The 22353-nt window shown below is 69.3% G+C and carries 18 protein-coding genes; 8 read left to right on the top strand and 10 right to left on the bottom strand.

What is annotated here, in order from left to right:
• Window positions 1-37: 37 nt before the first annotated feature.
• Window positions 38-1477, top strand: coding sequence for an MFS transporter (locus OHA77_RS21550; protein WP_406311365.1), 1440 nt, complete (start codon window positions 38-40; stop codon window positions 1475-1477).
• A 155-nt stretch (window positions 1478-1632) separates the two neighbouring features.
• On the top strand, window positions 1633-2001 hold the full coding sequence (locus OHA77_RS21555; protein WP_326826504.1) for a metalloregulator ArsR/SmtB family transcription factor: 369 nt from the start codon (window positions 1633-1635) through the stop codon (window positions 1999-2001).
• Window positions 2002-2015: 14 nt separating this feature from the next.
• On the opposite strand, the gene OHA77_RS21560 is transcribed toward OHA77_RS21555, so the two are convergent.
• A complete protein-coding gene (locus OHA77_RS21560) occupies window positions 2016-3002 on the bottom strand; it encodes a GlxA family transcriptional regulator (protein WP_406311366.1) in 987 nt (328 codons plus the stop codon).
• 118 nt (window positions 3003-3120) lie between these two features.
• Here OHA77_RS21560 and OHA77_RS21565 point away from each other — a divergent pair, with 118 nt between their 5' ends.
• The gene (locus tag OHA77_RS21565; RefSeq protein ID WP_326826502.1) at window positions 3121-3870 is read left to right on the top strand and encodes a L,D-transpeptidase family protein; all 750 of its coding nucleotides are present in this window, start codon (window positions 3121-3123) and stop codon (window positions 3868-3870) included.
• 32 nt (window positions 3871-3902) lie between these two features.
• Here OHA77_RS21565 and OHA77_RS21570 read toward each other — a convergent pair whose 3' ends face one another.
• Window positions 3903-5270: an ATP-binding protein gene (locus OHA77_RS21570; protein WP_406311367.1), complete on the bottom strand. Its 1368-nt coding sequence runs from the start codon at window positions 5268-5270 to the stop codon at window positions 3903-3905.
• Window positions 5271-5435: 165 nt separating this feature from the next.
• The gene (locus OHA77_RS21575) at window positions 5436-6848 is read right to left on the bottom strand and encodes an LCP family protein (protein ID WP_406311368.1); all 1413 of its coding nucleotides are present in this window, start codon (window positions 6846-6848) and stop codon (window positions 5436-5438) included.
• Between the two features lie 214 nt (window positions 6849-7062).
• Here OHA77_RS21575 and OHA77_RS21580 point away from each other — a divergent pair, with 214 nt between their 5' ends.
• Both OHA77_RS21580 and OHA77_RS21585 read left to right on the top strand, forming a co-directional pair.
• Window positions 7063-7575, top strand: coding sequence for a GNAT family N-acetyltransferase (locus OHA77_RS21580; protein WP_326826499.1), 513 nt, complete (start codon window positions 7063-7065; stop codon window positions 7573-7575).
• A 137-nt stretch (window positions 7576-7712) separates the two neighbouring features.
• Window positions 7713-9473 carry an ABC transporter ATP-binding protein gene (locus OHA77_RS21585; protein ID WP_406311369.1) on the top strand — a complete coding sequence of 587 codons (1761 nt, stop codon included), beginning with the start codon at window positions 7713-7715 and terminating at the stop codon, window positions 9471-9473.
• A 172-nt stretch (window positions 9474-9645) separates the two neighbouring features.
• On the opposite strand, the gene OHA77_RS21590 is transcribed toward OHA77_RS21585, so the two are convergent.
• The 6 genes from OHA77_RS21590 to OHA77_RS21615 form a co-directional block, all read right to left on the bottom strand.
• On the bottom strand, window positions 9646-10710 hold the full coding sequence (locus OHA77_RS21590; RefSeq protein WP_406311370.1) for a glycoside hydrolase family 16 protein: 1065 nt from the start codon (window positions 10708-10710) through the stop codon (window positions 9646-9648).
• A gap of 11 nt (window positions 10711-10721) precedes the next feature.
• Window positions 10722-11468, bottom strand: coding sequence for a hypothetical protein (locus tag OHA77_RS21595; protein WP_406311371.1), 747 nt, complete (start codon window positions 11466-11468; stop codon window positions 10722-10724).
• 8 nt (window positions 11469-11476) lie between these two features.
• Window positions 11477-12469, bottom strand: coding sequence for a MinD/ParA family protein (locus OHA77_RS21600; RefSeq protein ID WP_406311372.1), 993 nt, complete (start codon window positions 12467-12469; stop codon window positions 11477-11479).
• A 49-nt stretch (window positions 12470-12518) separates the two neighbouring features.
• Window positions 12519-14600, bottom strand: a complete 2082-nt coding sequence (locus OHA77_RS21605; protein WP_406311373.1) for a hypothetical protein — start codon at window positions 14598-14600, stop codon at window positions 12519-12521.
• A complete protein-coding gene (locus OHA77_RS21610) occupies window positions 14597-16351 on the bottom strand; it encodes a hypothetical protein (protein WP_406311374.1) in 1755 nt (584 codons plus the stop codon). The genes OHA77_RS21605 and OHA77_RS21610 overlap by 4 nt, the downstream gene beginning before the upstream one ends.
• Window positions 16352-16414: 63 nt before the next feature.
• Window positions 16415-17566: a hypothetical protein gene (locus tag OHA77_RS21615; protein WP_406311375.1), complete on the bottom strand. Its 1152-nt coding sequence runs from the start codon at window positions 17564-17566 to the stop codon at window positions 16415-16417.
• A 955-nt stretch (window positions 17567-18521) separates the two neighbouring features.
• Between OHA77_RS21615 and OHA77_RS21620 the strand changes: the two genes are divergently transcribed.
• Entirely contained in the window at window positions 18522-20570 is a 2049-nt protein-coding gene (locus OHA77_RS21620) for an endo-1,3-alpha-glucanase family glycosylhydrolase (protein ID WP_406311376.1), read from the top strand.
• Window positions 20571-20852: 282 nt separating this feature from the next.
• Here the strand turns inward: OHA77_RS21620 and OHA77_RS21625 are convergent, their stop codons facing one another.
• Window positions 20853-21125, bottom strand: coding sequence for a GlsB/YeaQ/YmgE family stress response membrane protein (locus OHA77_RS21625; protein WP_326826490.1), 273 nt, complete (start codon window positions 21123-21125; stop codon window positions 20853-20855).
• A gap of 207 nt (window positions 21126-21332) precedes the next feature.
• Here OHA77_RS21625 and OHA77_RS21630 point away from each other — a divergent pair, with 207 nt between their 5' ends.
• Window positions 21333-21563 carry a hypothetical protein gene (locus tag OHA77_RS21630; protein WP_406311377.1) on the top strand — a complete coding sequence of 77 codons (231 nt, stop codon included), beginning with the start codon at window positions 21333-21335 and terminating at the stop codon, window positions 21561-21563.
• A gap of 43 nt (window positions 21564-21606) precedes the next feature.
• Window positions 21607-22098 (top strand): hypothetical protein, encoded by a 492-nt coding sequence (locus OHA77_RS21635; protein ID WP_406311378.1) that lies wholly within the window; start codon window positions 21607-21609, stop codon window positions 22096-22098.
• Window positions 22099-22353 lie beyond the last annotated feature (255 nt).

Consider the following 22353-nt stretch of genomic DNA (forward strand, 5'->3'; position numbering starts at 1 on the left):
GGCATGAGCCGCTCCACGATGGGTAGCCGCTGGGAACATGAGCGATGTTCAGACGGGGACGGTGACCACGAAGGTCCCCGCGCGGTTGGACCGGCTGCCATGGTCACGATGGCACTGGATGATCGTTGTGGGGCTGGGGACCGTATGGATCCTCGACGGCCTCGAAGTGACCATCATCGGCAACCTCTCCGCCCAGCTGGCCAAGGAAGGCAGCGGTCTGGCGATCACCCAGACCCAGGTGGCCGGTACGGCGGCGGCCCTCTACGTGGCCGGGGCGTGCTTCGGGGCGTTGTTCTTCGGCTGGCTCACCGACCGGTTCGGCCGCAAGAAGCTTTTCATCATCACGATGATCGTCTATCTGATCGCCACCGCCGCGACCGCGCTGTCGTTCTCCGCGTGGTGGTTCTTCCTCTTCCGGTTCCTGACCGGTTTCGGCATCGGCGGGGAGTACGCCGCGATCAACTCCGCCATCGACGAGCTGATCCCGAGCCGCCACCGCGGCCGCATCGACATCATCATCAACGGCAGCTACTGGCTCGGTGCCGCCGGTGGAGCGCTGCTGACCGTCCCGCTGCTGAACAACTTCGCGGTGAACGTCGGCTGGCGCATCGCCTTCGGCCTGGGCGTGGTCCTCGGCCTGGGGATCCTGCTCGTCCGGCGGCACGTGCCGGAGAGCCCGCGCTGGCTGTTCATCCACGGCCGGGACCGGGAGGCGGAGGACCTGGTCGACGGCATCGAGGAGCGGATCGAGCACGAGAAGGGCGTCCGGCTGGAGGAGCCCTCGCAGTCCATGACCATCCACCAGCGCAAGTCCATCGGCTTCGGCCGGATCGCGCACACCATGGTCGCCCGCTACCCCAAGCGCACGATTCTCGGCTTCTCGCTCTTCGTCGGGCAGGCGTTCCTCTACAACGCCATCACCTTCGGGTACGCCCAGATCCTGTCGACCTTCTTCAAGATCGACACCAGTACGGGCTACTACTTCGCGGTCATCGCTGTCGGCAACTTCATCGGCCCGCTGCTGCTCGGCCCGCTGTTCGACACCATCGGCCGGGTGCCCATGATCTCCGGCACCTACATCCTGTCCGGTCTGCTGCTGTTCGGTACGGCATGGCTGTTCAACCAGGGGGTGCTGACCGCGGTCACGCTGACCGCCTGCTGGTGCGTCGTGCTCTTCTTCGCCTCGGCCGGGGCGAGCGCGGCCTATCTGACCGTCAGCGAGATCTTCCCGATGGAGACCCGGGCCATGGCCATCGCGTTCTTCTACGCGATCGGCACCTTCGTCGGCGGCATCGCCGGTCCGCTGGTCTTCGCCAACCTGGTCGAGAGCGGCAGGCCGGGCGACACCGCGCTGGCCTTCTCCATCGGTGCCACCCTCATGGTCGCGGCCGGGTTGGTCGAGGTGTTCCTCGGGGTGAAGGCCGAGCGCAGGGGCCTGGAGGACATCGCCGAGCCGCTGAGCACCGCGTCGTCCTGACGAGGTACGGACGTCCGCGAGGGGGCGCACCGCGGCTCGCGGTGCGCCCCCTCGCGGACGTCGTGCCGATGGTCACGGCCCAGGGGTCCGCGCCGCCGGTGGGAGGCTTGATACGATAGTCATTATCATTTGAGCATCTGTTCAGGAGTTTTCCCATGAGTGCCCTCACCGATCTGGACGCCTGCACCAGCGTGGAGCCGGATGAGGGCAGAGTGGCGGCGACGCGGGACCGGCTCGTGACCGCGGCGGAGGCGACCCGGCTCGCCGACCTGTTCCGGTTGCTGGGCGATCCGACGCGGGCCCGGTTGCTGTACGCGCTGCTGGAAGCCGGTGAGCTCTGCGTCTGCGATCTCACCGAGACGGTGGAGGTCAGCGACACCGCCGTGTCGCACGCGCTCAGGCTGCTGCGGACCGCGGGCATCGTGACCAGCCGCCGGGCCGGGCGGATGATCTACTACCGGCTCGCCGACGTCCACGTCCGGCTGCTCCTCGACCTCAGCCGCGAGCACCTCCGGCACGGCTGAGCCGTGCCGCCGGTTCAGGCCCCGGCCGGCTCCGGCGCTGACCCCGCCGGCCGGAACGTGCGGCGGTAGGCCATCGGCGAGATGCCGATGGCCGCGTGCAGGTGCTGCCTGAGTGAGGCGGCGGTGCCGAACCCGGCCCGCAGGGCGACCCCGTCCACCGGCAGGTCACTGGCCTCCAGCAGGCGGCGGGCCAGCTCCAGCCGCTGCAGGATGAGCCACTGGCCCGGGCTGACCCCCATCTCGTCGCGGAAGCGCCGGGTGAAGGTGCGCCGGCTCATCCGGGCGTGGGCGGCCAGCTCGACCAGGGGGAGCGGCAGGTGCAGGCGCTCCAGGGCCCAGGCCCTGGTGGCGGCGGTGGTGGCCGTGGACGGCTCGGGGATCGGGCGCTCGATGAACTGGGCCTGGCCGCCGTCCCGCCACGGCGGGACGACGCAACTCCGGGCCACCATGTTGGCCGTCTCGCTGCCGTGGTCACGGCGGACGATGTGCAGGCAGAGATCGACCCCGGCGGCCACCCCGGCCGAGGTCAGCACGTCGCCGTCGTCCACGAACAGGACATTGGGGTCGACTTTGACCTGGGGGAACAACATCTGGAAGGACTCGGCGTGGCTCCAGTGCGTGGTCGCCGGGCGGCCGTCGAGCAGTCCGGCCGCCGCGAGCACGTAGGCGGCGGTGCAGATGGAGACCAGCCGGGTGCCCGGCCGGATGCGGGCGATCGCCTCGGCCAGCGGCCCGGGAAGCCGGCCCTCCAGGGAGATCGGGCCGAGGGCGTGGGTGGCCGGGATGACCACGGTGTCCGCGGTGGCCAGCGCCTCGGCCCCGTGCTCCACCGAGATCGAGAAGTCGGCGTCGGTGCGGACCGGGCCGCCGTCGACGGTGCAGGTGATCACCTCGTAGAGCGGCTTGCGGTCCGGCCCCCTGGCCACCCCGAAGATCCGGGCCGGGATGCCCAGCTCGAAGGGGATGACGCCGTCCAGGGCGAACACCACGATCCTGTGCATGGCCTGATTCTTGCACATAATGAATTCAGGCCAATTTCGCCCCGGCGGGTGATGTCGGGATCGATTCTTTGCGATGGCGACCAGGGCTTTCCTGATCCACGGGGGTATTCATCGCCATGTGATCAAATATCTGGCGGGGACGGTGGTGGTGACCTTCGGCGTGCTGGGATCCCCGGCGCCGGTGTCGGCCAGGCCGCGGGCTCTGCATCCTGGTGACTACGCGAAGATCGTGGAGCGGCTGCAGGAACGGTTACGGGAGTTGAAGTTCTCCCCGGGCCTGGTGAACGGCTACTACGGCACGGAGACCCAGGTCGCGGTCTGGGCCTTCCAGAAGTCACAGGGACTGGTGGCGGAGGACAGGGTCGGCGCGGAGACCTGGCGGGCGCTGGCCGATCCGCGGCGGATGGCGCCGCTCGTACCCACGGGCCGGCCCCAGCGGGTCGAGATCGACCTGAGCCGCCAGCTCCTCATCGCCTACCGCCGTGACCGCCCGGTCCTCATCTCCCATGTCTCCACGGGCAGCGGGACCTATTTCTGCCAGTACGGCTACAGCTCCAGCACGCTCACCCCGGCGGGGGACTTTCGCCTCGTCAAGCGAGCCAGGCACGCGACGGTCGATCCGAAAGTGACGACGGACGAAGCGATCTCCTTCGAAAGGGACCCCGCCGTCGACTTCACCAGCGGCCTCATGGGCGGGCTCATGGGCGTCAAGGCGGACCCGGTGGGGAGGCGGCCGGCGGAACCGCTGATCCCGGTTCCCGCGCAGCGGCCGGCCTCGGGGTGCGTCCGGGTCCCGGCGCACGTCGCCGAGTGGCTCTTCCGCATGGTCGTGGTGGGCGAACCGGTCTACGTCCGGTCCAGGCCCTAGGCGGGGACGTCCGACAGCGGGGGGCGCAGGCCCTAGGCGGGGACGTCCGACAGCGGGAGGCGCAGGACCAGCCGGGCGCCGTGACCGGTCATGCTGTCGGCGGCGTAGAGCCTGCCCTGGTGCGCCGAGGCGATGTCCCTGGCGATGGGCAGACCCAGCCCCGTCCCTCCGGCACACCGGCTGCGCGCGGCATCCAGCCGGGTGAACCTCTGGAAGACCCGGTCCCGCTGGTCCGCCGGGATGCCGAGCCCGTCGTCGGTGACCTCCAGCACGGCCTCGGCCCCTTCGCTGCCGACGTGGACCTCGACCTCGTCGGTCGCGTGCCGGTCGGCGTTGGCGAGCAGGTTGGTCAGTAGCCGGGACAGCTGGATCCTGTTGCCCTGGACCACCACGTCGGGTTTGAGGCGCAGCAGGACCTTGTGCCGGCACGGCTGCCGCTTCACCTCGCCGGCGACGAGCTGGCCGAGGTCGATCTGCTCGCGCGAGTCACGCACCCCGGCATCGAGGCGGGCGAGCATGAGCAGGTCGTCCACGATGGTCTGGAGCCGCTCGGCGTCGGCCAGCGCGGACCGCATCGTCAGGGCCGGCTCCTCCGCCTCGGGGTCGGCGAGCGCCAGTTCGAGCTTGGTGCGCAGTCCGGTCAGCGGGGTGCGCAGCTCGTGCGAGGCGTCGGAGGCGAAGCGGCGCTGGACCTCCACGGCCCGCTCCAGTCGCTCGAGGGTCGTGTTGACGGTCCGGGTGAGCTCCTGCATCTCGTCCTCCCGCTCGCACGGGGTCATCCGTCGGCTGAGATCGGAGGTGTCGGTTATCTCGGCCATCTCGGTGCGGATCCGTCTCACCGGTTCCAGGATCCGGCCGACCGTCCGCCAGACACCCCCGGTGAGCAGCGCCAGTAGGACGAGGGAGAGGACGGCCAGCGCGGCCTCCACGATGGGGTTGCTGAGCACCGGTGGCCGGGGTCTCGCCGCATAGATCATGACGTCTCCATAAGGGGAGCCGCTCTGCCGATAGCCCACCGTGATGAAGCACCTCCATCTGCCTCCGGACGTCGTACAGGTCGTCTCGTCCACCCGGCTCTCGTCCCCGGCGGGCCACGCCCTGCTGATCGCGGGCTCTCCCTCCATCATCGGACTGGCCGCGAGAACCCGGCCGTCGCGGGCGACGACCTGGAGTCGGCTGACCTGGTCCGTCGGCAGCGTGCTGACCGGCTTGCCCTGGCCGACGGCCTTGGACGCCTCCTGTGCCGCCGCCGCCACGCTGTCGACGGTTTCCTGCAGCACCTCGGCCCGTACGGTCAGCGATGTCGCGAGTGTCCCGACTCCCAGCAACATTGCGAAGATCAGGAACGCGGTCAGCGTCGCCCGGCCCTGGATCGAACGTGGATAGCGCGGTGCGAGCACATCCCCCCCTGGAAATCAACCCCTACTCCCTTATAAGCGGAGAGTGTTCATCCAGAGGCAAAGGTGTTATATGGTCTTATGCTCGTTTAGTCGGCCTGCTCGGTTCCCTCTCTGCAACCTGCCGTGACCCTCCTTAAAAGGACAATAAGTCCCTTAAAGGGACGATCAGGCGCCCGCGCAGGAGTCATGGGTGGCGTCGAAGCCCTTGAGGCTGTCGGTGTCGTCCTGCCGGAGGGGCTTGAGCCCCTTCCAGTCGTCGCCGATCGTCAGGATGAGCCGTGCCGTGGTCGCCCGCGGCACGGACCGGCCGGTGGACGCGAGCAGGTCACGGGTGAGGGTCGGCGCCCCGGGAGCACCGTTCGGCGAGGAGGCGACCGTGGTCTTCGGGTACGGCTTGCGCGGCGCGTCGCCGACCTTGGCGATGTGGTAGCCCCGCTCCTCCAGCCGGACGGCGACCAGCGCGGCGAGGCCGGAGCGGCCGGTCCCGTTGCGCACCTCGACCTGGATCTTCGATCGGGACATCTTGGACTGGCCGCCCTTGACTCCGGAACCGGCGACCGCCCTGTCCTGGGCGACGATCTGGAACAGCTTCCTGCTCTGCGGCTCGACCCACTCCACCCGGCCGGGATAGGTGACCGAGTAACGCCAGGGAGTGGTGATGAAGTGGATCTGCCCGGCGGCCAGGCCCTGTGCGCTGGTCGCCAGGTCCTTCATGACGAGGGGGGTGAGGCCGGGATCGGTGGTGACGGACTTGGTGGCCGCGTCGAGGAAGCCGAAGAGCCTCGCGGGGTCGGTGAGAGTCTCGCCGCTCATCACCTTCTTGACCATGGACGCGATGAACATCTGCTGGCGCTGGATGCGTCCGATGTCGGAGCCGTCGCCCAGGCTGTAGCGGGTCCGGACGTAGCCCAGGGCCTGCTCGCCCCTGAGCGTCTGCCGGCCCGCAGGCAGGGTGAGCAGGGCCTTCTTGTCGTGGATCGGCTCGGGCACACAGACCTCGACCCCGCCGACCGCGTCGACCATGCCCTTGAAACCGGTGAAGTCGACCTTCACGAAGTGGTCGACGTGGATGCCGGTGAGCGATTCCACGGTCTTCCAGGTGCAGGCGATGCCGCCGGAGTTGAACGATTCGTTGATCATGCCCAGATGCGCCTGCTGACCGGGCAGCCCCTGCTTGGCCTGGCACTGCGGGAGCTGGACCATCGAGTCCCGGGGGAAGCTGACGACCATCGCGTTGTCCCGCTTCGGCGAGATGTGCGCCAGCATGATCGTGTCGGTCCGCTCGCCGGGGAACTTTCCGTACTTGGCGTTCTTGCCGCCGCGCTGGTCCGACCCGACGACCAGGACGTTCAGCGCCTTGGTCGCCACCTTGACCGGACGGACGCCCAGATCCTCCTTCGTGACGTCGATCTGTTTGACGTTCCCGGCCAGCTTGACGTAGGCCCCGCCCACCGTCGCCGCCACCGCGACCACGATGGCGGCGACCACCGCCACCACCCACCACAGCCACCTGCGGCGGCGCGGGCGTGGACCCGGTTTCGCGGGTCCGGTGGGTGCGTCGATCAACCCGCTGCTCACGTGACTCCTGATGGGGTGGGCCAGGGCGTGCACCCATGGCTGAGGAGCCGGATACCGGCCGTCGCCGAGTGTACTAATCCTCTATAAGAGGCAGATAAGAACTCACAATTATCCCTTCTGTGACAGATCATCCAGGAAGGAGACGCCGGCGGCATCCACGCTTCCGCTGGACCGGGCGGCGGGCCGGTATGTTCGCCCCTGTTACGATCCGCCGATGATTATCCGTAATGGTGGACATGACGATGTCCCGGCCGTGCTGCAGATGTTCGACAGCGCGGTGGCATGGCTGACCGCGCAGGGCCGTACCGGCCAGTGGGGCAGCGAGCCGTTCTCCGCCAGCCCCGCCCGCGTCGAGCAGGCCACCTCCTGGGCGGGCGCCGGTGGGATGCGCATCGCCGAGATCGACGGCGAGCCGGCCGGATGCCTGGTCGTCGGGGACGCGATGAAATACGTCTCCCCGGCCTCCGAGCCGGAGCTGTACGTTCAGGTCCTGGTCATCGACCAGCGGTTCCACGGCCGTGGCGTCGGCTCCGTCCTGCTGGAACGCGCCGTCGCCGAGGCGGTGGAGCTGGGGGTCTCGCTGGTCAGGGTCGACTGCTACGCGGGCGACGACGGCCGGCTGGTGAAGTACTACGAGAGCCAGGGATTCACCAGGGCCGAGACCTTCATGGTCGGCGAGTGGCCCGGCCAGGTTCTCCAGATGCGTCTCCCCGCCGGAGGCGTCTGACCTCGGGGATGCCGGGGTCCGCCGGAGGCGTCTGACCTCGGGGATGCCGGGGTCCGCCGGAGGGTCCGGCGGTGTCACATGACGGAAATCTTGAAGGGGGAAGATTGCGTCGATATTTTCAGTGATTTGGGGGACTTGTGGTCGGCGCTCTCGATCATCGTTACCGGGGCGAACACCCCATCCGCACGCTCGCCTACCTTTTCAGGGAGGACCGCTTCCGGCTGCTCGTCGCGGTCGTGGCCTTCCTGGTCAAGCACAGCCCCACCTGGCTGCTGCCGCTGATCACCGCCAACGTCGTCGACATCGTGGGCGGCCACCGTCCGATCACGGAGCTGTGGGTCAACGCGGCCGTGCTGCTCGTCCTCCTGCTCCTCAACTATCCCTTTCACCTGCTCTACGTCCGCTGTCTGCACGGCGCGATCCGGCGGATGGGCATGGACCTGCGCTCCGCGCTCTGCCGCCGGATGCAGCAGCTCTCCATCGGCTACCACTCCCGGGTCAGCGCCGCCGTGCTCCAGACCAAGGTGATCCGTGACGTCGAGAGCGTGGAGCAGACCACCCAGCAGGCCGGCGACATGGGGCTGTCGGCCCTGACCATGCTGGCCGGCGGCCTGGTGGTGATCACCCTGCGGGTGCCCGTCGCACTCCCGGTCTTCGTGCTGGTCGTGCCCGCGGCGGCGTCCCTGGTGATGCGGTTGCGCACCCGGCTGCGGGAGGACAACGAGAGCTTCCGCCGTGAGGTCGAGAAGCTCTCCAGCCGCGTCAGCGAGATGACCACGCTCATCCCGATCACCCGCGCGCACGGCCTGGAGCAGGACGCGCTGCACCGCGTCGACGGCACCCTGACCAAGGTGCTGCGCAAGGGACTCCGGCTCGACCTGCTCAACGGCAGATTCGGCGCGCTGGCCTGGATCCTGCTCAACGTGCTCGGCGCGGTCTTCCTGACCGGCTCGGCGCTCGTCGCCTACTACCAGGTCATCCCCATCACCGTCGGCGACGTGGTCATGCTGACCACCTTCTTCGCCACCCTGACCTCCGCGGTCACCTCCCTGCTCAGCCTGACCCCTGTGATCAGCAAGGGGCTGGCGTCGGTACGGTCGATCGGCGAGGTGCTGCAGGCCCCCGACCTGGAGCACAACGCGGGCAAGGAAAAGGTCTCCGCGGTCCGCGGCGAGGTGGAGTTCCGCGACGTCGAGTTCTCCTACGGGGAGAACGACGAGAACGGCGACGCCCCCGCGGTCACCGGATTCAACCTCACGGTGGTCCCCGGCGAGACGATCGCCCTGGTCGGTCCGTCGGGCGCGGGCAAGTCGACCGTGCTCAACCTCGTCATCGGCTTCCTGCGGCCGACCTCCGGCCGGATCCTGCTCGACGGCCGCGAGATGGAGACCCTGGACATGCGGACCTACCGCAGGTTCCTGTCGGTCGTGCCCCAGGAGTCCATCCTCTTCGAGGGCAGCATCAGGGAGAACGTCACCTACGGCATGACCGACGTCTCCGACGAGCGGGTACGGCAGGCGCTCCGGGACGCCAACGCGATGGAGTTCATCGACCGGCTGCCCGACGGGCTCGACACGGTCGTGGGAGAGCGGGGCGCCCGCCTCTCCGGTGGGCAGAAGCAGCGGCTGGCCATCGCCCGCGCCCTGATCCGCGATCCGCGCGTGCTCATCCTCGACGAGGCCACCTCCGCGCTGGACAACCGGTCGGAGTCGCTCATCCAGGGAGCGCTGGCCCGCCTGGTCGCCGGACGGACGGTCTTCGTCGTCGCCCACCGGTTGTCGACCATCCGCGGTGCCGACCGCATCGTGGTCATGCGTGACGGCGGTATCGAGGAGGTCGGCACCCACGAGGAGCTGATGCGGCTGCGCGGCCTGTACGCCGGGCTGCAGAGCGCCTGAGACCTCGCCGGCCCGGTCGGCCACCGGGTGGGAGGACGTGAGGCGGGATCCCGCGTCCTCCCAAGGATGGTGTGGCCGTACTCCGCGTCCTGCGAGGACGGCGCGGCCGTACTTCGCGTCCTGCGAAGGATGGCGCGGCCGTACTCCGCGTCCTGCGCGGATCGGGTCGGCCTCATCCGGCGCCACCGGTGTCCATCGGGTAGATGCGGAGCCAGTCGACCTCCATCCAGGCCTCTCCCGGGCTGCCCCGCCCCGGGAACCAGTCCAGTTGCAGGCAGGCCGACATCGGGCTGCGGGTCGACATGGCCGAGCGGAACCACTCCTGCCCGTCGAGGTAACCGACCACCCCGCTGGGGCTGTTCTCCACCGCGTAGGTGTGCCAGTCGGTCAGGTCCACCTCGGAGTAGGACTGATCCTGACCCTCGGGAGTCTCCAGGTAGAAGTTCGCCCGCCACTTGCCCGGCCGGTCCATGACACCGAGGAAGTCGATCTCCTCGCCGGTGGCGCTGTGCACGCCCCCGCCGCCGCCGTCCGGCCACAGCAGGGCGATGGGGCGGTACGAATCCGCTCCCTCGTACATGCGGACGCGGGTCTCCCAGCGCCCGTACGCCTGACTGTGACGGCTGCCCAGCCCGGCCGTGGTGCCGTCGGCGCGGCCGTACAGGTAGAGCGACCCCTTCCCGATGAAAAGCTGGTCGGGAGAGCGCTGGCCCTGGTTGTCGTGCCCGGCCGAGTCGTAGACCACCCAGTCGGCCGGGTCGAGGTAGTCGTCGAACTCCGCACACCAGACCGGGGCGCCCCAGCCGTGGGTTCCGGCCGCACTGGCCCCGCCGGCCGGCGCGCTCAGCTCGGTGGAGTCGGTCGGTTCGGTCGGCGCGCTCAGCTCGGTCAGTTCGGCCGGCGCGCTCAGCTCGGTGGAGTCGGTGAGTTCGGTTGAGCCGGTCGGGTCAGTGAGCTCGGTGGAGTCGGTGGAGTCAGTCGGGTCGGTGAGCTCGGTGGATCCGGCTGTGTCTGTGGTGTCGGCTGCGTTCGTGGTGTTCGTGGTGTTCGTGGTGTTCGTGGTGCCGGTGGAACCGGTGGAATCGGCGGGGGTCGTGGTGTCGGTGGAGGGGGAGCAGGAAGCCGCTCCTGCGGTGCCGGAGGCCACCTCACCCCGGGCGGCGCTGATGAGGGTCCCCACCGTCAGCGCCGCCACCATACTCAGCGCTGCCAGCCGTACATGCGATCTGGAGATCATGATGCCTCGATTTAGGGGGTGGGCGCCGCGGGGCCGGAAAGGGGCTTCCAGCCCGCGGCGGTGAACTCGGGGGTGCCGGGCATGGCCGCCTCAGGCGCGGCGGCGGTGACGGGATCGGGGATCCTGACCCAGTCCCCCACCCCGCGCATGCCGGCCTGCCATGCCATGAGCAGGGTTCTGGCGTGCGGTCTGGAGTAGACCGGGTCGGGGTCCCCGATGCCCTTGGTCGCGGTCACCTGGACCAGAAGAGAGACCTGGACCTGGTCGGTTGCGCGGGTCCGCCACTGGACCCCGACCGTCTTCGTCTGCATGGCCGCCCCGTCGGGCAATTTCCCCGACTCGGGGAGACCGAGGGTCTTCCGCCACTCGGTGGCGGCGGCCTGCGCACCGGCCCGGGCCGCGTCCTGCTGTTCCGGCGGAACGTACAGGACCACGGACTGCTCGGCCTGGGCGGTGTCCAGCGTCCACTCGGCCTCCAGTGCGGCCGCCGCCGCCGAGACCGCCCCCAGGTCGGTGTGGGGGAACCCGACGGGGTTGCCACCGTCGCCGTTGTAGCCGGAGGGCGAGGCGAGCACGACGGCGCCGGAGGTGGCGTCCGCGGTACTGGCCGGTGTGGGGACGGGCTCCGGATGCAGCGCCCGCCACCCGCTGATCGTCAGGAGGATCGCTCCCACGATCGAGACGACCACGATGATCATCCGCCGGGAACCGCGCCCGGGAGGGCTCAGGTCCCAGTCGAGAGCGGGGTCCTCGGCCACCGGCGGCACTAGTGGCTCCGGTCGGGCCGTACGCCGAACGCCTGTCCCGCGGCGGCTGCCAGCCGCAGGTACGCCCCCCGGGTGGTGGACTGGAGACGGACCAGGTCGACCTCCGCCCCCTCCTTGAGGTGGGGGTCGTAGGGGACGCGGATCACGGCGCGGCAGCGGGAGTTGAAGTGGCGCTCCAGCAGCTCCACGTCCACGTCCGACTTGGCCTCTACGGCGTTCAGCACGACGATGGCGTTCTTGACCAGGTCCGCGTACCCGTGGGCGGTGAGCCAGTCCAGTGTCGCGGAGGCCGAACTCGCCCCGTCCACCGCGACCAGGGTGACCAGCACGATCTGGTCGGCCAGTTCCAGGGTCGCGCCCATGGCCCCGTGCAGCAACCCGGTCCCGCAGTCGGTGATGCAGATCGAGTAGTAGCGCTCGATGAGCCCGGCGACCGTACGGTAGTCCTCGGCGTTGAACGCCTCGCTCACGGCGGGGTCGGTGTCGGAGGCGAGGACCTCCAGCCGGGCGGACGACTGGGAGGTGAAGGCCCGCGCGTCCGCGTAGCGGACGATGTGGGGAGCTTCGGCGAGCAGGGTGCGGATCGTCGCGGCCGTCTCGGACTTGACCTTGATGCCGAGGGTTCCCCGGTCGGGGTTGGCGTCGATCGCGATGACCCGGTCACCCCGCAGAGAGGCCAGGGTGTTGCCCAGGGCCACGGTCGTCGTCGTCTTGCCGACCCCGCCCTTGAGGCTCATGACCGCGATTCGGTGGTGCCCGCTCGCCACGGGAGTCTGGGCCTGGGCCATGAGCGTGCGGCGTTCGACCTCCGTGGCCGACTCCCCGGGGACGATCCTCCCACCGGAGAGCTGCCAGACAAGGCGCCGCCATCCGTTGGCGGGCTCGTGGCGCCTGTTGGTGAGCAGATGTTCGGCGGTGAGCGGGACCGTCTCCTGGGACTGCTCCGCAGCGGCCGGCGGCGAAGGCTGGATCTGCGGGGACGTGTCCGTCATGGCCAGGGTCCTTTCGGGGGAACGTGCACGAGCAGATGGGAGGGGACCGTCAACAGGTGAGCCAGCGCACCGTCGTGGTGATCGAGTCGTCGGGGCCGTAGAAGGTCAGTGGGGCGGTGACCGCGCCGGGGAAGCCGCACCAGTAGCGGTTCCGGAGGGCACGCAGGTTGATCACATCGGTGCGGCCCTGCTTCAGCGTCCCGCTGGACGGCGTCACCGTCAGCCCGGGTGCGGTTATCCGCCATTCCAGGGAGTCCTCGGAGACGGTGAGGACGAGGCTGCCCTGGCCGAACTCGTCCAACGTCACCGCAGGGGGGATCGACACCTGTCTGGCGAGCTTGCTCTGGACGGTGGGGGCGGCGTCTCCGGTCGTGACGGTCTGCGCGGTTGAGGGCGGGGCGGAGGACGGCGTGGCGCCCGGCGACTCCCTGCCTCCGATGGCCGGACCCAGGAGGTTCATTCCCATCAGGGTGCCGGTCGTGCCCGCGACCGCGATGATGACGATCTTTATGGTCGTGCTCCGGACCTGTTCCCCTGCCCATGCGAGAGCCTCCGCGAACCGGACCCCGGGGCCGAACCGCACCCCTTCCGGCTCGCCGATCGGTGTGGTGTACGCCTTGATCCCGGACGCTCGCCCGTCCCCGGTCCTGCCGGGGTCGGTGGCGGTCGCGTCGTCCGTGGGAGAAGGCGCCTCACGCGCCCATGTCTGTGAGATCAGCGCGTCATAGAGGGGGGTGTCCTGCGTGGACGCCGGAGACGTGGACGCCGGAGACGCGGATGCCGGAGACGCGGATGCCGGAGACGCGGACGGCGGAGGTGTGGACGGCGGGCGGGACCGCAGAGCCGGCAGAGACGGAAGCGTGGAGCGGTCCGGTGACACGGGACGGTACGGAAGCGTGGAGCGGTCCGAACGGTCGGCACGGCCCGGCCGGTCGGACCGGTCCGCGGGAGCCGGCCGGTCCGGGCGGGTGGGGTGGGGGGGTGTGGAGCGGTCCGGCCGGACGGGAAGGTAGGGGAGGGTGGAGCGATCGGAGCGGGCCGGCCGCACCACCCGGCCGGGCTGGGTCTCCTCCTGCGACCTCTTGGGGGTCTGCGGTCTCTCGGGGTCCTGCGACCTCTTGGAGGCCGGCAGCCTCTTGGGGTCCTGCGGCCTCTTGAAGGCCTGCGATCTCTCGGGGTCCTGCGCTCTCTCGGAGGCCTGCGACTTCTCAGGGTCCTGCGACCTCTCAGAAGTCTGCGGCCTTTCGGAGGTCTGCGGCCTTTCGGGAGCGCTGGGGTCCGTCACCGGGGCCGGCATGGTGCCGACCCTGGGCGGCGGCGGTTTCACGGCGGGCGGGAGGGAGTCGAGGAGCCGCTTCCTCATCTTCGCGGTGAGGGGGGAGATCCTCGGGTTGGAGATCATCTGCGGGACCGTGTAGCGGATGTTGATCGGCCGCGTGCACGCGGAGCAGGTGATCATATGAGACAGCAGATCCGTACGGGCGCTCTCGAACTCGGTGGGCGAGAGCACCCGTGGCTCCTCGGGCTCGCCGAACTCCCTGGGCTCCTCGGGCTCTTCGGATTCCCCGGGCTCCTCGGGCTCCCCGAGCCCGCCGGGAAACAGGGCGTCGGCCAGCGGGAAGAGCTCAGGACAGGTGTGGCGGTCGTGGACGATGGCGTCCAGCCCGCTCACCAGGGTCTCGATCAGATCCTGGGTGCGCGTCGCGAGCCTGACGACCTCCTCCACGGGCATCGCCAGCGTGTGCGAGAGATCCACGGTCGCCAGCTCGTGGCGGTACATCAGTCTGAGCGTCTCGGTACCCAACGGGTCGACGATCGTCCAGACCCGCGTGATCAGCCGAGCGTCCGGCATGCCGGGCCCCGTCTCCGGTACGTACTGCTCACGGTAGCCGGGGGCGGTGCGACAGTCATGCCGCAGTGCGGCCAGCAGCCGCCCCCGTACCGTGATACCCCTGGGTGCCGGTTGGTCCTGGCAGGCGGCCAGCACAGAGGCGACCGCCTGCGGTGCCCGATCGGCGGGCAGGTGGTAGGCGGCGTAGTCCATCAGGTGCGCGCCGTGCTCGCCCACCCAGGCCGCCGTCCCCTGCCCGGGACCGAGCACGACACGCCCAGCTCCAGGGGAGGTGCTCATGGGCCGGTGTACTCGGACTGCTCCTGCTGGAACTGGTGGTTGTCGGGCCGTACGGACTGCTCCTGCTGGAACTGGCGGTTGTCAGGCCGCGCCGCCTGCTCCTGCTGGGGCCGACGGTTGTCGGGCCGCGCCGCCTGCTCCTGCTGGAACTGGTGGTTGTCCGGTTGCACGGACTGGTCCTGCTGGAACTGGCGGTTGTCCGGTTGCACCGCCTGGTCCTGCTGCACCTGGCGGTTGTCCGGCTGTATCGCCTGCTCCAGCTGGTCCTGTCCGGTGTCGGGCCGGGCGCCCTGGTCCGGCTCGGCCTGGCTGTCGTCGGGCGACACGGGCGGCAGGGTGGAGGGGTTCGTCACCACGAGTTCCAGGTTCCGTGCGGGCAGGCCGGTCAGCTTGGTCCAGTTGCTGATCTGGCCGGGGGCCGGGTCGGCGTACAGCCAGCGGATGAAGGCGGGCCACTGGCACGAGTCACGGGGTATGGCCGGGCTGCCGCCCTGGGACCGGTCGAGTCCCTGAAGCTCGGCGGCCGAGTAGTCCCGGCAGGGGGGAGTGCCCGGCGGGGCGATGTTGAGGTCCCATACGCCGTTCTCGTCCGTGTAGCGCATGTTCTTGTCCAGCCCCAGGGCCTCCTGGGCCCGCCGGAGAAGCTCCGGGTCCCGGAAGATCGGCAGGGAGTCGTCGCCCCCGGTGATCTCGCCGTTCGGGGCGGGACGGGTGGTGGGCGGAACGGCTCCGTCGGTCGGCTGGGACGGGTTCCGGCCGTCGGGCTCGGCGGTGGGCAGCTGCGTGTCCCCGTTGTTCGTCTGGGACGGGTTCTGAAGCTGGGGATCAGGGGTGGGCAGCTGGGCGCCCTGGGACGGTCCCGTCGACGGGAGGTTCTTCGGTGCCGGCTGGGAGGGCGTGGCCGTGTTCGAGGGCTGGCCCTGCCGGGGAGCGGGCGAGGTGGAGAGGTTCGGACGGTGGTGGCCGCGGGGGTGCGGGGGCCTCGGAGTCGCCGTGGGCCGGTTCGGTTTTGCCGTGGCGGGCGGTGCGGGCGGCTGTGCCGTACCCGTCGGGGCCGTGGGGGTCGTGGGCTGGGGCGTGAACTGGGTGGTCGTCGGTCCGCGGCTGCCCGTCCGCGGTGCCGAGCTGGTCGTCGGCTGTTTCTCCGGGGAGTTGACCGCGACCTGCTTCACCGGTTGCTCGATCTTGCTGCCGCTCTCCGTGATGCTGCCGCTGACCTTCTTGGTCGGCGCGGGGGCGGGCTCGCGGACCGTCTTCGCCGAGGGGGCCTGAACCGCTGTCGTGCGGGCGGGGACCGGGGCGTTCTGCACCGGCGCCGCTTGACGTTGGGGTACGGGCTGCGCCGCCGTCGAACGCTTGGGGTCCGGAGCCGAGGACGCCTTCTTGGGCGAAGGCGCCGTCGTGCTCTTACGATCTCCAGGCCGTTGCAGGGGAGCGATGGCACTGGCCAGCACGGCGAAGGAGACGCAGCCCCCTCCGCTGCCGCCGACCGCGTGCCCGTCGACGGTGGCGGTCAGGCAGAGCCGCGGATCCCCGGCGCCGCTGCCCTTGGCCGCTCCGGAGAGGGGGGCCGCCGGGTCCCCGCCGGCCGGCTCGCGGGCGGTCCACGCCTGCGCGCTCTCGTCGAGGAGATAGGTGCCCGCGGCCAGCCGCAGCGCGCCCTCCTCGACGGGATGCGACCGCGCGGCGATGACGGCTCCCAGCCCGGCACCGGTCCCGAACACGCCGATGGCGATGCTCGCGGTGATCACCGTCGCACGTGAGGGTTGACGTGAGGGTGTCCTCATGGATGTTGCCTCTTCTTCCAGGGGGTGTCAGTCGCCGTGACCTTCCAGCACGTCGCTCCACTCGCCCAGCACGCGGACGGGATCGGTGGAACCGGCGGGAGGGACATGGGCTACGTACATGCGTCCATAGGTCGCATTGGCTGAGTGGGCGAAGGCCTTTTTCGCGGTGCGGACGGCGGCCGACCCCTTGAGGCTGACCTTCGCGCCCACCCGCTGGGCCTTGCGGGTGTCGACCGAGCGAGCCGCGTACCAGACCAGGGCGCCGCCGTCGCCGGTCCGCAGCGCCCGCACCGGACCCTCCTGCCGGTAGGAGAGCCGGAGCGTCCAGCCCGCCTCCTCCAGCTGGGCCCGCTCCTGCTGCCAGAACCGCACGACGTCGCTGGTCCACGGCCCGTCGGCGAACATCGGATCCGGTTCGGCGTCCGCCATGCTGGCCAGGTGGGCGGCGGCGACCTGGCGCGGGGTCGCGAGCAGTCCGGGAGCGTCCTCCGGCAGGCTCGTGGCGTAGCCGTCGGCGTCGGTCGCGATCTCGGGGAGTCGGGCGGGGGTGGCCCGTGTGTCGGCTGCGGACGCCACCAGCCGCCAGCCGGCGGGAGTGGAGCTCATCAGGTCATAGATCCGGGCAATCCCTGGTTCGTAACAGATCGCCACGAACCAGTCGGGGGTGCCGTCGACATGCCGGGGCGCCCACACCTTCGGGTTGGGCCACATCCCCGACGGCACCTCGGTGCCTTCCAGCCGGGCGGTCTTGAAGCTCGCCCGGGACATCTCCAGCGCGAGCCCGTGCTCCAGCTTCCCCATCGCGACCTGGTCCAGCGCGGCCTGTGCCTTTGACAGCCCCCGCTGGTATCCGCTGTGGATGCCGTACATCTGCTTGATGGAGAGCTGGGGGGCGGCGGCCTCGGCCGAGGACTCGACGGACGGAGGGACCGTGACCCTCATCCTTGCCTCTGCGGTGGCGACGGTCCTGGGGTTGAGGGACGGCTGCGGTGTGCTCCTGCCGTCCGCTGCCGAGGACTCCGTCGCGCCGGTGGCATTGGGAGTGGAGGAGGCCGGTGTGCTCTTGGCGTCCGGCGCGGTGCCGGAGGGGGCCGGCGTCGGTGAGAGAGGGGCCGCTGTCCCGGAGGGCCGGGGGGTCGGATTGGCGACCAGTGCCCGTGACTCGGAGGGGCTTCTCATGACGAGCCAGACCCCCGACGCAGCGAAGATCAATAAAATTGCGCCGGACAGAATGACCTTCCGCCAATCGAATGCGTCGAGCCGTTCTGGATGCCAGTCCGGGGCCTGTCCCCATTCATGATCGGCGGAAGCGTCACCACGACCGGCGGGCCCAGCCTGTCCGTCTGGGAAATCCGATGCGCGCCATGACATAGGTCCAAATATTAGACTGACCGTGATCCATTGGGAAGGTAAAGGGGTCGAGTAATCGGCACTTATGGCTATTGGTTTATAAATAATACATAATTAACAATAGGGTGCGCCCGAAACCAGGGCCACGGTGACCTGTGGTTGCGTGGTGGATGCGCAGTACGGGGGCCCTTTCGCCGGGCTCGCGCTCCCCGTTTCTTCGGTCGCCTCGCCGGCCTCCCCGCTGATCTGCCTTTTCTCCGGTTGTGACCGGAGTTCATCTCACGTTGATTTTTCAGCCGCCCGGACATGTCGCGAGAGAGCGGCCGTGGAATCGTTTTCATGTGCGGATTGCCGCTGGCCTCTCGCGTGGCTCGCCATGAATGAACTTCACGTATTCAGTGGGATGTTTCGGCGATGAAAGGATATTTCGGCCGTGCCAGGGTGCCGTACCGCCGGTGCTCCGTACCGCCGGGGTTCCGTGCCGCCGGGGTGGCCGGGTGGTGTGACCAACGGTGCCATCCGGGATGGGATGCCGTCGCCGGGGTCGCGCCATGGAGGTGGTGCACCGGTTCGTGATCGGACGGTCCGGTGGGGTGTCTCCGGGCCGGCGACGCAGCGGCGCGTCATGTGGGAGTGACGGCGCGTCATTGTGGTCCGTTCCATCCGGATTACAGGCACTATACGGGCTTGTTTTTGGACATCAAAAAGTAACACCAATTCCCCCTTGGTCCCCTTTTGTAACAGCTATGGTGATCAAAATTCATATGCAATCTTTGGAGGTTCTTTGTTCTCCCAGGGACGGGCGGCGTTAGCCGTCCTCGTCGCCCTGGTCTGCGCCATCCCCTTAGGCGCGGCCCAGGCGTCCGCCCAGTCGGCTCCGGTGAGCGTCGTGGTCCAGCCGGCCAATGACGTCTTCATCAGCCAGATCGCTCCCACCACGATTTACAGCACCGCGGAGTGGCTCTCCGTGTGTGTGAAGACCTGCAACGACGCCACGAACGCCGAGCGCAGGACGCTCACCGGCTTCACCGTCGCCGGCATTCCGAAGAACGCCACGAACGTCACCATGACCCTGCAGGTGCAGTCGACCAGGACGACGGACACCACGGTCGCGGCGCACAAGGTCACCGGCACCTGGTCGGAGACCACCACGTCGTGGAACAACAAGCCCACCTTCGGCGCGGCGCTGAGCACCCACACCGGCTTCACCGCGAACACCGCGGCCGGCTTCGACGTCTCGGACGCCTACACCGGCAACGGGGCGTACTCCTTCGGTCTCACCGCGTCCAGCGGGCCGGTGGCGGTGCTGTACTCCACGCGCACCACGGGCAAGGGCCCCAGCCTCAAGATCACCTACACCCCCGGCACGGCCACCCCGACCCCCACGCCGAGTGCCACGCCGAGTGCCACGCCGAGTGCCACGCCGACGGCCACTCCCACGACGACCCCGCCGGCCGGCAGCAGCCAGTGCCTGCCGTTCGACAAGCCGTCGGCCGCCACGCTGCGCTCGTACGACAAGAAGGTCTTCGCCTTCTACTTCCCGCCCTACCCGTTGTCGGTCGACAACAAGGACCCGTCCAAGGACCAGTACGCCACCTGGCTTGATCCGGCCGGTTCCAACGGGATGTACGCCGCGCAGGGCGGGCACTCCCGTGACAGGCCGCTCACCCGGCCGGTGCGCTCGGGCAACTGGCGCCAGGCCGACTTCGAGGTCGAGATCCGGCAGGCCATCGCGATGGGGCTGGACGGCTTCATCTACGAGCACCACACCTCGGCCAGCGACCAGCGTTTCAACCACATCGCCGACCTGCTCGCGGCGGCCAAGGCCGTCGACCCCGGGTTCCGCATCATGCTGAGCCCGGACTTCCCGACCACCAAGGACGCCTCGCCGGACAAGCCGATCGCCGACCTTCTCCTGGCCAAGGGACACCCGTCGGTCTACCACCTGCCCGACGGCACCATCCCGCTCGCGCCGTTCTATCCCGAGCGGCAGTCGCCCGCCTGGTGGGACAACCTGCGCGCGAAGCTGGCGGAGCAGGGGATGAAGACGTCCCTCGTCCCGATCTTCCTGGACTGGAGCGGCAGCGGTAAGACCGAGTGGAACAACTCGGTGGTGGGTTACTCCTCGTGGGGCGTCCGCTGGGAGAGCTCGACCGACGGCTACCGCAAGGCGGGCATCGAGTCCCAGAAGCGCGGCCGGTTCTACATGGCCCCGGCGGCTCTGGAGGACGTGCGTCCGCGTGACAAGAGGTACTGGGAGCCGTCCAACAGCAACACGCTGCGGCAGTCCTTCGTCAAGGCGATGGAGGGTGACGCGGACATCGTCTCCCTGCTGACCTGGAACGACTACGCGGAATCCTGGCTGGCGCCCTCGGTCGAACGGGGTTACGCGCCCGCGGACGTGATCGCGTACTACACGACCTGGTTCAAGACCGGCAAGGCGCCGAGTGTCGCCCGGGACGCGCTGTACTACTTCCACCGCAGCCACCGCACCGACGCGCCGTTCGACAAGACCAAGCAGACCATCGGCCCGATCGCCATTCCGTACGGCGACGCGGCCACCAACAACGTCGAACTGCTCGCCTTCGTCAAGTCGGCGGGGACGCTGGTCGTCAAGCAGGGCACCGACGTGCAGACCAAGGAGGTGACGGCGCCGGGCATGGTGTCGTTCAAGGTGCCGATGGTGCCGGGGACGACCCCCGTCTTCGAGCTCAAGCGGGATGGCAAGACCGTGCAGACGGTCACCAGCAAAACCCCGATCGAGAAGAGCGTCGTCTACCAGGATCTGATCAACCACGCGGGCGGCGGCGTCCCCTGCTCGCGTCCGCTCTAACCGGATCCTTCGGGACCTTCCGCAGGGTCGGGAAGGACATCGGTCCTTCCCGACCCCTGTGTTCGGGATTCCTGTGTTCGGGAGAGGGAGTTCCGGGCCGGAGAACGGGTGGGGGCGGCCTGCCGCCGAAGCCTCCTCGGCCCCGGTCCGCTGAGAGCCGGCGAAGCTGAGAGCCGGCGGATCGGTCTCCGGACACGGCGGAGGCCCCTGGCCGGAGCGAGATGCCTCCGGCCCGGGGCCTCCGGGTATCCGCCGATCAGCGCACTCGTCAGTGCGATTCCTTTACCGGACGCCGCGCCTGCGGTACAGGCTCACGGCGAGGATCACGCCGACGGCGGCGACGACGACCTGGATGAGCAGTTCGATCCAGTCGATGCCACTGGTCGAGGCGACGCCCAGCGCACCGGCGATGGCAGTGCCGATGAGGGCCGCGACGATGCCGATCACGATGGTCAGCCAGATCGGAATGTTCTGCTTGCCCGGGACCACCAGGCGGCCCAGAGCTCCGACGATAACTCCGATGACGATGGCGGTGATGATGCCGGTAACCGTCATGTTCACGCTCCCTGTAGATCGGCCTGTAGCTCGGCTGACAGACGAGTGCCCCAGGAAAGAGGGCTGACACGTAACAGATCGGTTGCGAAGCGGCCTGGCTGGTAGGACTCCGTGGGAGCGCCGTTCGGGCAGAACCGGGGCTGGACCGAGCGGAACCTGTCTGACCGGGTATGGACCTCTATGAGGACAACCAGCACGGGGGCTGCCATGACCGTCTACACCCTGTCGATCGTCGAAGGCGACGTCGGCCGCATTCCATCCGGAGCGGACATCTTCTCGCCCGGCTCCCCGGTCGCCTTCGAGGATCTCGATCCCTACACCCTGGTGTGGCTGACGGAGCACGGCTACGAGGAACCGGGCAGGAAGGTCGTGGTCACCCCGGCGAACGGGAGCCTGGACGGGGTCCGTGTGATCGCCTCCCGGGACGTGGACCTCTGAATGCCCGTCACCGGGGATCGGAAGCGAAGAGTGGAGCCACGATATGAACGGTGAGACGGTGGCCCTGCTCTTCGACGTGGTCAGGATGTTGGAGGAGAGCATCCTGGCACGCGACTGCCCGGCCATGGTGGTCATGGATGGTGAGCGCCGGCTGGTGCTCAGCGACGACGGCTATCTCCTCGACGAACCCGCGGCAGCCGCCTTCGAGGCCAGGGCCGCCGTCAAGGCCCGGGAGGTCGGCGCCACCCGGTGGGTGCTGGCCGTCCCCCAGGTCTGGATCTTCAGGCCGCCCAACACGGTCGCCATGCGGGCGGTCTCCAACCACCCCCTGCGCGAGGACGAGCAGGAGGCGATCACCTGGATGAGCTGCGACCGCGACGAGGGCGTCGACTACGGGCGCGTCGCCTACGCCCGCTCCGACGGTGAGCCGGTCTTCGACGATCCGGAGGTGTTCACCGTGGGTGTTCAGCCGCATCGGAGCATGCCGGGCTTCAAGATGCTCCAGGCCTACCTCGCGGACCAGTCGGACGACTGACCGGGTGCCGCCACCACCCGGGTGCCGGCCCGGTCCGTCCGTGCGGGAACCGCTCAGCGGGCGCCGGGGCGTGGGCGGCGCAACGCAGGATCCACGACGGGCCGACTCCGTTTCAGCGCGCTTTAAGCGCGAGTTCAGCGCCCGAGACCAGCATGCTTCCCGAACATTCGACCAGGCATGAGAACCAAGCGTGATGAGCCGAACACCGTGGCGTCCCCCGAATCCGAAGGGGTCGGTCCCGGACGGTCCGGCGGC

This window comes from Streptosporangium sp. NBC_01639, assembly GCF_045209755.1.
Taxonomy (GTDB): Bacteria; Actinomycetota; Actinomycetes; order Streptosporangiales; family Streptosporangiaceae; genus Streptosporangium.

Excerpts from the sequence above, each read along its gene's own strand:
- OHA77_RS21550 (WP_406311365.1), top strand. The coding sequence starts at position 38 with ATGAGCGATGTTCAGACGGGGACGGTGACCACGAAGGTCCCCGCGCGG.
- OHA77_RS21555 (WP_326826504.1), top strand. The coding sequence starts at position 1,633 with ATGAGTGCCCTCACCGATCTGGACGCCTGCACCAGCGTGGAGCCGGAT.
- OHA77_RS21560 (WP_406311366.1), bottom strand. The coding sequence starts at position 3,002 with ATGCACAGGATCGTGGTGTTCGCCCTGGACGGCGTCATCCCCTTCGAG.
- OHA77_RS21580 (WP_326826499.1), top strand. The coding sequence starts at position 7,063 with ATGATTATCCGTAATGGTGGACATGACGATGTCCCGGCCGTGCTGCAG.
- OHA77_RS21590 (WP_406311370.1), bottom strand. The coding sequence starts at position 10,710 with ATGATCTCCAGATCGCATGTACGGCTGGCAGCGCTGAGTATGGTGGCG.
- OHA77_RS21600 (WP_406311372.1), bottom strand. The coding sequence starts at position 12,469 with ATGACGGACACGTCCCCGCAGATCCAGCCTTCGCCGCCGGCCGCTGCG.
- OHA77_RS21605 (WP_406311373.1), bottom strand. The coding sequence starts at position 14,600 with ATGAGCACCTCCCCTGGAGCTGGGCGTGTCGTGCTCGGTCCCGGGCAG.
- OHA77_RS21615 (WP_406311375.1), bottom strand. The coding sequence starts at position 17,566 with ATGAGAAGCCCCTCCGAGTCACGGGCACTGGTCGCCAATCCGACCCCC.
- OHA77_RS21625 (WP_326826490.1), bottom strand. The coding sequence starts at position 21,125 with ATGACGGTTACCGGCATCATCACCGCCATCGTCATCGGAGTTATCGTC.
- OHA77_RS21630 (WP_406311377.1), top strand. The coding sequence starts at position 21,333 with ATGACCGTCTACACCCTGTCGATCGTCGAAGGCGACGTCGGCCGCATT.
- OHA77_RS21635 (WP_406311378.1), top strand. The coding sequence starts at position 21,607 with ATGAACGGTGAGACGGTGGCCCTGCTCTTCGACGTGGTCAGGATGTTG.